Genomic DNA, 11452 nt, shown 5'->3' on the forward strand with positions numbered 1-11452 from the left:
ACCTCTGTTGGGTGTTTCTTGGGCATATCCGAATCCTTTCACCAGAAAGAAAGCGGCAGGAAAACCGGGACGGTTCAACCTGCGTGGGGCTGTAGACGTATTCGATGTAGTGACCCGCGACGTAAAGCCCGTCGGGCAAAGTCGCATTGTCGATGGGGTTGCCCTCGGGAGTGAATAGAACTAGGTCTTTTCGGTCGCTGTCGGTGCTGATGAGGTTTTGCGCTGCGCGGTATCCGGCGGCGGTGTAGTTGCGGTGGCTATTGATTCCGTCGCAGCAATAAAGCACCTCACGGGGCATCTCTTCGCCGTCTCCCGCGACTAGGACTGTTCCGGCGTCGTCGTAGCCGTCCGTCATACCGTTGAAATGGCGGCCCTCGTAGTGGCCGGTGATCGCGCGCACTTCGAGTTCTGTGGGTCCGTCGCTGTAGCTCACGTTCATCCACGCGACCGCGGTGCCGGTGCTCATGCGAACACTGAACTTCACTCCGGGAAACGCGTTCTTCAATGCGGCACGAACCAACTTGGCGGTGTCCTTGGTGCTGATGTATTCGGTCATGTTCTCTATCTCACTCAACGTTTTTTGCCTTTTCGGCGGTTCTCCGCCCTCATGGAGTGCTGTCGGGGTCAAGCCCCAAGGAGCGGTTGCAGGCCAAAGTTTTGGAGGAGCGCAGCGGAGGAGAAAGTTTTGCCGAAACTGCGACGACGGCTTGACGCCGGCGGCACGGAGTGAACACTCCCCCAGACGAAAAAGCAAAAAAGGCAACGCCCACCGGCCTGCACACTGGGGTACCAGGACTGCCCTATTTCCCCGTCTCGAGTACGGGTCTCGGCCGGGTCGGTCATGGTCCCGGCATGGACCCGGTGCCCGGCTCATTTCACTTTCGTGTCCGTTAGGGGATAGGTTGCCGGATATCTCGGCGAGACATTTCAGCACGAGTGCACCAGGGGACGACTTCATCCCATACGGTCAGCGTGTAGCCCGTGCACGTTGCTCAATAGATTCGGTGTTCCCTACATGTCAAAGTCAACATTTCTTCTACTCACGGTCGTCGTCGGCATGGCCCTGGCGGGCTGCGCGCCCACCGGCTCGGGGCTGTCAACTCAAGCCCCGACCACCCCCGCCACGACCGGAGCGTCTCCAACGACCTCCGCGACACCGTCAGCAGTCTCGTCGACCTCCCCGCCGTCGCCGCTGCCGTCACCGTCGACACCCGGAAACAGCGCTACTGGCGCTGCGGGATGCATCCCGAACGGCATCGCGATCCCCGCGGGCGCGACGACGGCGATCATCGGGGACGTCGACGGCGACCAACAGCCGGACACCGAGTTCTACACCGAGGTCGGTGCGTTCAGCTACGGCATCCATACCGCATCCGGGGCCACGGTGCTCCTGCCCGATGATCTCGCTGGCCCCGGCGCGCACAGCGGATGGAGCGCCCCGCTGGATGGCCCCGCCATCGTCGCGACGGTACTGGATGACGGGCGCTCGGCGTCGCTACACGCGTTCATTAACTGCAGCTTCGTCACAACGATGGGCACAGACGGACAGCCATACCGCTTTTTACTCAACGGCTTCGGAGAGCACGGAACGGGTGTTGCGTGCAACAACCGAAATGGCGGAACCCTCATCGAGGGTGCCCTCGCCCAGAAGCGCGGTGACGGGCTCTACGACATCCAGTGGACCCACATCAATATGTCTGCGGACGGCACGACAGCCACCAACGGGACCACTGAGACCCGGTACGCAGGCGTTGCCGAATCGGATCCCCTGGTAAAGCAGGCCATGGGCAGCTACTGCAACGACGTAACGGAAGTCTCGACTAGCGGCAGGTAACAAAACCCGTGCCCTCATCTCGTAAGCACCTGCCCCCCCCGCCCGGGAACAGATGATCTCCTACGTCTTGTATCCCATGGGCGGCTTCAAGGGGTCGTAGCAACACCGTTTGAGTGAGGTGTTGTTGATGGCGTCGAGAGTTGTGTTGAAGGAGCGCGAGAACTTGTTCTGGGTTCGGGTTCGCGAGGGGATGTCGGCGGCGGCCGCGTGTGAGTCTGTGGGAGTGAATCGCAGACAGGGATATCGGTGGATCAAGGCCGCTGGCGGGCGAATTCCCGTTCCAGCCGTGGCCTCTTCGGGGCGCTATATGGGTCAAGAGGAGCGTCTACGCATCGCGGATCTGCGGCTGGGCGGGGCCGGTGTTCGCGCGATTGCCCGGGATTTGGGGCGCTCCGCGTCGACGATCAGCCGGGAGCTTCGTCGTAACGCCACCCGATTACGCGCAGCTACCGGCCCTATGCCGCTCAGAAACGGTGCGTGATCAGAGCGGCCCGGCCCAAGCCGAGCAAGCTCGACGACCGGCTGCTTGCCGCCGCCGTCGAGGAGCGGTTGCGGAAGAACTGGAGCCCGCAGCAGATCAGTGACGACCTCGCGGTCGTATTCGCCGGCCAGGCCGAGCTGCAGGTCTCGCACGAGTCGATCTATCAAAGCCTCTATGTCCAGAGCCGCGGTTACGTCGGAGTGCGACTGCACCGGCACCTGCGACGGGGCCGATCAGCCAGGAAACCACGGGGAAAACATCTGAACGCGCCGGGCAAGATTCGCGACAAGGTGATGCTGAGCGAACGCCCCAAAGAGGCCAACGACCGGAAGGTCGCCGGCCATTGGGAGGGCGACCTGATCGTCGGATCCGCGTCAGGATCGGCGATCGCGACTCTCGTTGAACGCACGACCCGGTTTGTCGTCTTGGTGCACCTGCCCAACGGCCACAGCTCCGCTGCAGTCCACGACGGCCTCATCGACGCCCTGGACGCCCTGCCCGTGCTGTTGCCGCGCTCGTTGACGTGGGATCAGGGAACCGAGCTGGCCCGGCACGTGGACATCACCAAAGCCACCGGCGTTCCGATCTACTTCTGCGACCCCGCCTCGCCCTGGCAACGCGGCTCGAACGAGAACACCAACGGCCTACTGCGTCAGTACTTCCCCAAAGGAACCGACCTGAACGCCCACAGCGCTCAACGCCTCCTCGAAGTCGCCACTGAACTCAACGAGCGGCCCCGCAAAACCCTCAAACGCAGCACCCCAGCTGACCTGCTCAGCGAGCTAGTCTCAAGGAAGGAAATAGCCCCTGTTGCTTCCACCGTTTGAAATCGACAAACGGTATTGACCCTAACGGAGACATTCATCGCCCTTCCCCCAGACGGCGCCCTCCACTACGATTGACTGCACGCAGCCGATGAAGCAATTGGCGGCTGCGCGCCCTGTGCACGAGTTTGCTCCGATTCAGAGCTAATCGTCTGGTCGGATCTCTGATGACTGAGTGACCATTTCCAGCCGACAAGCGAGAAGGAACATACCGTGACTGACAGCCAAACCCCCGCAGATCCCGCAACCGTTGTCGGCCACGATGTGCACAATATCAAGGACTGGACAGATCTTGGTAGGGAGATGTGGTCCTACCTGACCGGCAAGAATGCCGCGATCAACTACAGCTTCGTCGACATGACGGTTGAAGTGCCGCGTGACATAGGGCCGGAATCCCCGCGCGCCACCTGGAAACTGAACGGCACCCTCAGGGTCACCACGAGCGAGAGTTCCGGTATCGATCCGATCATCAAGTAGCCATGAGTATTTCAACCCGGTTGGACATCGATCTGACGTTTTCCCTAGCGGGGCCAGGAGAGAAGGGCGCCGATACGGACGTCGCCACCGAGACGCCGGCGGGGCAAATGAACGGCACCATCAAGGCTAAGGGACTTGATGTCGAGGTCTTCTCAGATCACCCGGAAATGTTCGTGCGTTCCCGAACGGCGACGCTGAAGAACATCCGTGCCCTAGCTTCGAACCTGGCCGTGCGAGGACTGAGCGTCTCCCTGTCAGGACCCGCCGGACTGGTCATCCGTATTGGCGCTGTGCGCGTGCCGATCATCCAGCGCCTGCTGACAGGTTCCCCAAACATCGCGCTCGGCAGCTGGGCTGCGCTGGCACCCCTTTTGCGGCGTCGGAGTGCCGGAGCCACGCAGGTACCTTCCGTGCCGTTGCCGCCGCCGACTCTGTATCCACTCGTGCCGACCTTCAATCGGAGAATCCGGCGCCAAATCACCACGACGCACTACACGCCGGGATCCGGACGGCCCCGGCTGATTTTTGTGGTCGGTTCGGAGAACTGGAACGGCCAGATGCCGGCTGAGTTCGACCTGCTACCGACCATCACCACCATTGGCTCGGCCCCGGAGGCGAATTTGTGTTTAAAGGGTCTCCAGTCTTTCCATGCTGAAATCCGCCACGACGAGAACGATGAGTACGTTCTGTATCCGCTTGGGGCGGTTTCCGGCGGCGCAAAGAAGGAGCGCGGGCAGGAGGGTGCACAGGTCCTGCGCACAGGCGCCCGGATGGAAATGGGGCCTTGGCGGATGGCTTTCTTTCGTGAAGAGTACGCCGACCACGGCCGACCACATGGCGGGCGCGTGGGTGGGGAGCTGTCGTTCCAGAAGCCGCAGCCAACCCGTAGCCGGCAGCCAGAGCACTCACATTCCGCGGGTAGCGCTGAGAAGACGCTCCCCGTCGTCACCGGGCTAGACGACGATTCCGAAATCTGATCGATAGGCTGCCGTCGCGCCGCGCACAGTGCACCAATGGAAGCGAGCGCACCGCAGAACGTACGCCCCCTTCGTACTCAACGCCTTCTGGACGAACGCCGACCCTGAATCCACGGAGATGCTGCGGAAGTCGTCGGCTGGTCCATCGCCGATCACATGCGCACCGAACTCGTCGCCGACGCCCTCACAAACGCGGCCGTGACGCCCCGGATCGAGCAGGACGCGATCTGACACTCCGACCGCGGCAGCGTGGGCAGATTCAACCGGTCGTCGCAACACTGGTGCTTGCGGACAACAGTAGCTCGTCCATCGCTTCGGCTGGCGTTTTGAATCCGAGTGCCTTGCGGGGGCGTTCGTTCAGGGTCTTGGCGACGCCGTCGAGATCGTCCAGGGCGTAGCGGGTGAAGTCGGTGCCTTTGGGGAAGTACTGGCGCAGCAGCCCGTTGGTGTTATCGTTACTGGGTCGCTGCCACGGCGAGTGGGGATCGGCGAAGTAGATCGGCAGCCCGGCCTGGATGCGGAGTCTGGCGTGTTGGGCCATCTCGGCGCCCTGGTCCCAGGTCAATGACTTGCGCAGGGTCTCGGGCAGGCCGGTGATGGTTCGGGCGATCGCATCACAGACGGCGTCGGCGCCGTGTCCGGCTGTCGCGGGCCCGTTCTTGACCTGTGCGCCGATCATCTTGTGCTCGTCCATCGGGGGCAGGTGCAACAGCATCGTGAACCTCGTGGTGCGTTCGACGAGGGTCCCGATCGCGACCCCGCCTAGTCCGAGGATCAGGTCCCCTTCCCAGTGTCCGGGAACGGCCCTGTCGTTGGCTTCTGCGGGCCGGGCGGCGATAATGACTTCCTTTGACAGGAAGCTCTTGCCGCGTTTTGCGCGGGCCCGCGGCACTCGCAACGCCCGACCAGTGCGTAAGGCCGTGGTCAGCTCGCGGCGCAGCGCGCCACGACTCTCGATGTAGAGGGCCTGGTAGATCGCCTCATGGGAGATTCTCATGCTCCTATCGTCGGGGAAATCGACCTTAAGCCGACCTGCGATCTGCTCCGGGCTCCACGCTGTGGACCAGTGGCGATCCTGTCGGGGCCCATGTCGACGCCCGTTCCACGCCCCGATCCCGGGAGCTGCCGCGGGCGTGCCATCAGCGCGCTTCACTGTTCCATCCAACCGGGACTGAACGTACTCGCGCAACAGCGGGCTACCCGCGAGCTTGGCCATCTTGGGCCAGCGGGCACGCCGGTCGGAGTGCCACTGGGCGCTCGTGGCACGGTATTCAGCCTTGCCGCCGCGCGAGGCCGCGTTGCGTCGTAGCTCGCGGGAGATCGTCGACGAGGACCGACTCAACGCCTGTGCGATCTGTCGAACACCAAGATTCTGTGCTCGCAGGATCGCGATCTCCTCACGCTCGACGAAGGTCAAGAACCTTCCTGACAGCGGTGCCTTGCTGAGGTCTCGCATCCCACCAGCGTGACGAAAGAAACGTGTCCCGACCGGCGCCACCCCGGCGGCCGGCCCGGCGACCGCATCGGCTCCCGCCCGAGTTGCGTGGCCATCCATTCCTTCGGACGTCCCATAAACCACCTCCATAATCGAGGTGTTCCGACGCGTATTGGGTGCCACGGTCACTGTGGAAGATCACCGTCGCCGGGCGGTCTCCGCGCAGCACCATGGCCATCGTGAGGGCGTCCTGGATGAGGTCGGTGCGCATGTGGTCCGCGATAGCGCAACCGGTCTCGTTGCGGGCCTTGAACGCGCTCACCCAGCGGCCCAGCGTGGCCTCGTTGATCCCGAGCTCTCGAGCGACGGTCGCGACCGCTCTGCCGGTAGTCAAAACCAGCTTCACGGCCTCGTCTTTGTACTCAGGAGTGAACTCCCGCCGTGATCTTGCCATAGTGAACATTCTCTCTTGTGAGGTGTCCACCCCCAGGGTCAGGGCCACCTCGGGGAACTGCACCAGGCGCCAGGTGTGTTGTGTGGTGTTAGCGTGTTCCGCTGGTCGTGACGATCGCGGTCCACGGGCCGGCCGGGACGTCACTTGCTGCGAGGAACTGCCAGTCGACAGTGTCGGTTTCCCCGTTGACGTCGGTGAAGTGTAGGCACCCGTTCAGCGCTGGGGACACGTCCATGCCTGCACCGTTGAACTTGCGATTTTCGGGTCGTTGATCGTTGGAGCCGAAAACGTAGCTGGCGTCGTGATAGCTGCCGGGGCCGGCGTCTTCTATCTGGCCGTAGCAAGTCTGCCCGTTCGCCCGAATCCTGACCCACCTGTTCTTCATCAGACTCGCCGTAGGGTCTCCCGCGGGCGTTGCGTAGGCCGGCTCCCCTGCCCACGGAATCACCTTCTGGCGCATGGAGAGGGCAGTCTGATCGTGGACGTCATCGAAGGGAAGATCCAGGTAGAACGGGTTCTCCTTCGGAGCCATCTGGCTGGGAAGAAACCCATTGGCGCTCCTGCGCTGCTCGGTCTGACAGGACCCATCACCGAGAACCCCGTCACACCCTCCAAAGCTCTGGATCCAGAGCGAGTCATAAGTGGAGAGAACCTGGCTGCCATCTGCGGCCGTCGGGTCGAAGACTTCGCCCACCCAAAACGTGGTCGAGATAATGTGCGTATGCCACGGGAACTGGGTCCCCGCCGGCCGGACAAAGAGTACGACGATCGCGGCGACGACCCCTGTCGCGGCCGCGACGGCGGCAAGCTGGACAATTCGCGTGCGCGTCCAGCCACGCCGAGAACGATGACTGGGCACTCTGCTGTTGGTGCCTGTGGGTTCTTGGTCACTGGGCGGCACGCTCGTTGAGCCCTCGGTCCTCGACCCGTCTTGGTTTCTAGACACGGAGCTCCTGAGCGAAATGGATCATGTTCTCGGCCGGCGATGATGTCCCAGCCTCCCCGTGAAAGGGCGCTGAGCCTAGGCCGGATGTCGTGGCGTGTGGGTTTTCAGCCGTCGTGAGGCAACAACTGCTTTTAACCGCAGGAGGCAGCACCGGCCGCCCTCCTTCGTAGACCTCGGTGAGCGGGCGACGCTCGTGCGGGATTAATGGCGTAAAGAAATCGGTTGAATGCACGTGGAAGCGGAGGGCGAGGGCAAAGGCAATCCGGTGGCAGTAGAACTTCCGAAAGATCCGACAACGGAATGGATGTTTTCTTTGCGCTTCCCGGAATCGAGAACTGCGCTGCTGCAGAGCAGTCAACGCGCAGCAGCTCATTTTAAAGAGAAATGTGGAACGAATCGCTGCCGGCCCCTTGGCATGGCTGGTCGGGCTATTGTGTGCGCATGTTTGGTTTGACGTTGGAGAAGTTGTTGCTGGTTGGGGTGGTGGCAGTTTTTTTGGTGGGCCCGGAAAAGCTTCCGCATTACGCGGCCATGTTGGGCCGCGTAGTGCGGCAGCTGCGGGTGTTAGCGTCCGGGGCATCGGATCGGCTACGGGATGAGATGGGCCCTGACTTCGATGACGTCGACTGGAAGAAGTACGATCCCCGCAAGTATGACCCCCGCCGGATCATCCGTGAGGCACTCCTGGACAGTGACGATGCGCCGCCACACAGCCCCAGCCAGGTGCAGCCCCCCACCGACGATCCGCTCGCTTCGCCAACGGGAGCGGAAGATGTCGTCCAGCAGGAACCCGTGATCACACCGCCAGCGACCGAACCCTCAGGACCCGACATTTCCGGGACAAGCGACGCTCGTTGAGCGCAGGCCGCCGCGTCAGGCGGTGAGCCCTTCCTCGAGGTTTTGGGCACGTTTGGCGGTGCGACGATCGTGAAGGGCGGCGATGCCGTACGCGGTGAAGTAGAGCAGGACCATGGGGATGGCGAGCAGGAACATGGAGATGACATCGGCGGCCGGGGTCGCAATGGCAGTGAACAAGATGATGATGAGCGTTGCGATTCGCCAGGACTTGATGATGGACTGGGCGCTGATCACGCCAGCGAAATTCAGCAGTACCAGGAACACTGGGAGCACGAAAGCGATCCCGATAGCGACGACGAGTTTGAGGACGAAGTCGAAGTAGTTTTGGGCGTTGATGAAAGCCGCGTCTTGGGTGGGTGCGAATCCGGTCATGAGTTCCACGACGTGGGGAAGGACATACCATCCCGCCGCGCAGCCAGCCAGAAACAGGGGAATGGCGGTGAAGAAGAAGGCGAACGTGTACCGCTTTTCTGTGCGAGTGAGGCCGGGCATCAGGAACGCGAAGGTTTGGTAGAGCCAGACTGGGCTGGACACGATCAGGCCCACGTAGACCGATATTTTCAGCTTCAGGTCAAAGGCGGACGTGATGTCGGGGTAGTTGATTTGAGCGTTTCGGTGTTGGGCGTGCACGATGGCATCGATCGGTTCCCGGAGCGCGCCCCAGACGAAGCCGGAGAGTAACCAGCCCACGATGGCGCCGAGCAGAATCCCGGCCGCTGCGAGGAACAGGCGTTTACGTAGTTCCAGAAGATGCTGGCCCAAAGTCATCCGCCCCGCGGGGGCGGGCCGAGACCGGGCGCCCAGGACCACGACGGTTACGGCATCGAAGACGGCCCAGTGGCGCCCGTCTGCTTGGCGGGCTCAATGCGCGGCTCAGGGGTGACAGCTGACGAAACGGGTTTGTCGTCTTCTGGTTCCGTTCTGATTTCGCTTTTGAGAATCTTCATCGACTGACCCAAGCTCCGGGCAAGCCCGGGAAGTTTGGGTGCGCCAAAGAGCAGCAGAATGATCACCAGAATGATCAGGAAATGCCATCCAGTCAAATTGCCCAGCATTATGTGGTGTCCTCCCTGTGACAAAAAATGAGTGAACGCATCGTATACCCCGACATCGACCGGCCCCGGGCAACCGAATAAATACTCCCGCGAACGTCAGGCCGGGACCATGGTGGGTTGCAGCCGGTGCTAGGCCGACCGGCCGAGAGGGCCGCCTATTTGATGTTTTCAGTATCCTGAAACTAATTCCTGTGCGAGCCCCTAAGCCGCACTGGCGGAGCGTAACGTTCGCTGGGTCGGAGTCATTCAGGCTGTGATGCGAGGTTGGACGCACCATGCTGTTTCGGGTGCGGACAGGGGTCCCGGCCCGCCATGAGCACACGAGATGGTTGGAGAAGCGTTCATGTTTGAGCACAAATTCATTACTAACGCGATCAGCAGGAGCGCGGAAAACGCCTTGGACCGGCGCCGTTTTTTCCAGGCAGCGGGAGTCGCCGGATTCGGTGTCGGATCAGCGGTGCTCCTCGCCGGTCAACCCGCCCTTGCCACCGAACGAAAAGATGACGGTGGTGCGCCCAGCGATTCCGCAATTTTGAACTTCGCCCTGAACCTGGAATACCTCGAGGCCGAGTTCTACCTCCAAGCCGTGACAGGTAACGGACTGCCCGATGACATGATCACCGGGCGCGGCCAGCAAGGAGACGTCAGCGGCGGCTACGCCGTGCCCTTCGACACCCCCGCGATCCGTAAGTACGCGCAAGAAATCGCGGCGGACGAGAAATCCCACGTCGCCTTCCTCCGGAGCGCACTCGGTGGCGCCGCAGTGTCCCGGCCCACGCTCAACCTCGATGACAGCTTCACCGCCGCAGCCCTCGCCGCTGGACTGATCGGCCCCGGCGAAACCTTCGACGTGTTCGAGAACGAAGTCAACTTCCTCTTCGGCGCCTTCATCTTCGAAGACGTCGGCGTGACCGCCTACAAAGGCGCCGCACCCCTCATCAGCAACAAAACCTACCTGGAAGCCGCGGCCGGCCTCCTCGCCGTTGAGGCCTACCACGCAGGCATCATCCGAACCACCCTCTACTCCCTCGGCGTGGAGACCCCATCGATCTACCCGACCGTCCAGAAAATCTCCGACGCCCGAGACAGCCTCGACGGGCCCACGGACCTTGACCAAGGCATCGGCACAGCCGACAAGTCCAACCTGGTCCCCACGGACGCGAACGCGCTCGCCTTCAGCCGCACCCCCGGCCAAGTCCTCAACATCGCCTACCTCACCCCCAACAAGGCCACCTCCGGCGGATTCTTCCCCGACGGCGTCAACGGCAAAATCAACACCAGCGGACACTGAACAACGGCCCTCTGCCCGATCCACAGCGGGCAGAGGGCACCCCACCAGCCCGCAAAACGATCTCCCATGCCGGGATGACTCACAATGTTGGCACCATACGGACGTATGCTGCGACAACAACATTGCGGAATCGTTCTTCTCAATACTGAAGAACGAACGCATTTACCGGACCGTGTACGCGAGAAAAAGCCAAGCTCGCAACGACGTCATCCGCTACATCGAAGGCTTCTACAACAGCCGACGCCGGCACTCAGCGCTCGGTTACCGTATACCCAACGAAGTCCACCATGGTTATCAACAGCCCTAGCAGCGTAGAAGAAACCACCAGGTCCGCTGTCCGAAATCTCCGCAGCAGCTCAGTGCGTCGGAGATCACGAGCTCGACGCCGTCGAGACCGCGGGTCTTCAGCGAGCGGAGGAAGCTCGTCCAGAACGCCTCCGTCTCGCTGTAACCGACGTCGAAGCCGAGGACCTCACGGCGCCCGTCGGCGGCAACCCAGATCGCGACGACCATGGCTTGGGAGATCACGCGGTGGTTGACGCGAGCCTTGCAATACGTGGCATCGAGGAACACGTAGGGGTACCCGGTCTCGCCGAGGTCCCGGTCGCGGAACGCGGCGACTTCCCGGTCCAGACGCGCAAATCCGTGACACTTCTGACTTGGAGATCCCGGTGTCCGCGCCGAGGGCCTTGACCAGGTCGTCGACCTTCCTGGTCGAAACGCCGTGGAGGTAAGCCTCCATGACGACGACGAACAGGACCTGGTCCACCCGGCGGCGGCGCTCGAGGAGCGCGGGGAAGAATGAACCCTGGCGCCGCTT

Annotated in this window: 11 protein-coding genes and 4 pseudogenes; 8 read left to right on the forward strand and 7 right to left on the reverse strand. The window is 62.3% G+C overall.

Annotated features, from left to right (window positions below; translation table 11 throughout):
• Window positions 1-556 (reverse strand): LPD29 domain-containing protein (locus QN345_RS09930; protein ID WP_323508614.1); only part of this gene is annotated, 556 nt, incomplete at its 3' end.
• A gap of 459 nt (window positions 557-1015) precedes the next feature.
• Here QN345_RS09930 and QN345_RS09935 point away from each other — a divergent pair.
• The 5 genes from QN345_RS09935 (at window position 1016) to QN345_RS09955 (ending at window position 4593) form a co-directional block, all read left to right on the forward strand.
• Entirely contained in the window at window positions 1016-1834 is an 819-nt protein-coding gene (locus QN345_RS09935) for a hypothetical protein (RefSeq protein WP_322187986.1), read from the forward strand.
• A 127-nt stretch (window positions 1835-1961) separates the two neighbouring features.
• The gene (locus QN345_RS20580; RefSeq protein WP_416347657.1) at window positions 1962-2315 is read left to right on the forward strand and encodes a helix-turn-helix domain-containing protein; all 354 of its coding nucleotides are present in this window, start codon (window positions 1962-1964) and stop codon (window positions 2313-2315) included.
• Complete coding sequence (locus tag QN345_RS09945; RefSeq protein ID WP_416347656.1) at window positions 2312-3142, forward strand: IS30 family transposase; 831 nt, start codon at window positions 2312-2314, stop codon at window positions 3140-3142. Before QN345_RS20580 ends, QN345_RS09945 begins: the two co-directional genes overlap by 4 nt.
• Window positions 3143-3352: 210 nt before the next feature.
• Window positions 3353-3616: a hypothetical protein gene (locus QN345_RS09950; protein WP_198413482.1), complete on the forward strand. Its 264-nt coding sequence runs from the start codon at window positions 3353-3355 to the stop codon at window positions 3614-3616.
• A 2-nt stretch (window positions 3617-3618) separates the two neighbouring features.
• A complete protein-coding gene (locus QN345_RS09955) occupies window positions 3619-4593 on the forward strand; it encodes an FHA domain-containing protein (protein WP_322137443.1) in 975 nt (324 codons plus the stop codon).
• A gap of 259 nt (window positions 4594-4852) precedes the next feature.
• Here the strand turns inward: QN345_RS09955 and QN345_RS09960 are convergent.
• The 3 genes and pseudogenes from QN345_RS09960 to QN345_RS09970 all read right to left on the reverse strand — a co-directional run bounded on the left by QN345_RS09960 (window position 4853) and on the right by QN345_RS09970 (window position 7176).
• Window positions 4853-6230 (reverse strand): annotated as a pseudogene (locus tag QN345_RS09960) (IS30 family transposase).
• A 108-nt stretch (window positions 6231-6338) separates the two neighbouring features.
• Window positions 6339-6491 (reverse strand): annotated as a pseudogene (locus tag QN345_RS09965) (transposase); the annotation flags it as partial.
• A 79-nt stretch (window positions 6492-6570) separates the two neighbouring features.
• The gene (locus QN345_RS09970) at window positions 6571-7176 is read right to left on the reverse strand and encodes a hypothetical protein (protein ID WP_323508615.1); all 606 of its coding nucleotides are present in this window, start codon (window positions 7174-7176) and stop codon (window positions 6571-6573) included.
• A gap of 636 nt (window positions 7177-7812) precedes the next feature.
• Between QN345_RS09970 and QN345_RS09975 the strand changes: the two genes are divergently transcribed.
• Complete coding sequence (locus QN345_RS09975) at window positions 7813-8286, forward strand: Sec-independent protein translocase TatB (RefSeq protein WP_416172991.1); 474 nt, start codon at window positions 7813-7815, stop codon at window positions 8284-8286.
• A 15-nt stretch (window positions 8287-8301) separates the two neighbouring features.
• On the opposite strand, the gene tatC is transcribed toward QN345_RS09975, so the two are convergent.
• Window positions 8302-9096 (reverse strand): twin-arginine translocase subunit TatC, encoded by a 795-nt coding sequence (gene tatC, locus QN345_RS09980; RefSeq protein ID WP_416173089.1) that lies wholly within the window; start codon window positions 9094-9096, stop codon window positions 8302-8304.
• 5 nt (window positions 9097-9101) lie between these two features.
• On the reverse strand, window positions 9102-9341 hold the full coding sequence (gene tatA / locus QN345_RS09985) for a Sec-independent protein translocase subunit TatA (protein ID WP_134558614.1): 240 nt from the start codon (window positions 9339-9341) through the stop codon (window positions 9102-9104).
• Window positions 9342-9684: 343 nt separating this feature from the next.
• On the opposite strand from tatA, the gene QN345_RS09990 reads away from it, so the two are divergent.
• Both QN345_RS09990 and QN345_RS09995 read left to right on the forward strand, forming a co-directional pair.
• Window positions 9685-10632: a ferritin-like domain-containing protein gene (locus QN345_RS09990; protein WP_322137445.1), complete on the forward strand. Its 948-nt coding sequence runs from the start codon at window positions 9685-9687 to the stop codon at window positions 10630-10632.
• 97 nt (window positions 10633-10729) lie between these two features.
• A pseudogene (locus QN345_RS09995) lies at window positions 10730-10939 on the forward strand (integrase core domain-containing protein); the annotation flags it as partial.
• Between the two features lie 53 nt (window positions 10940-10992).
• Here QN345_RS09995 and QN345_RS10000 read toward each other — a convergent pair.
• Window positions 10993-11452: pseudogene (locus tag QN345_RS10000) on the reverse strand (IS256 family transposase); the annotation flags it as partial.

This window comes from Cryobacterium sp. 10I1 (assembly GCF_035019805.1).
Taxonomy (GTDB): domain Bacteria; phylum Actinomycetota; class Actinomycetes; order Actinomycetales; family Microbacteriaceae; genus Cryobacterium; species Cryobacterium glucosi.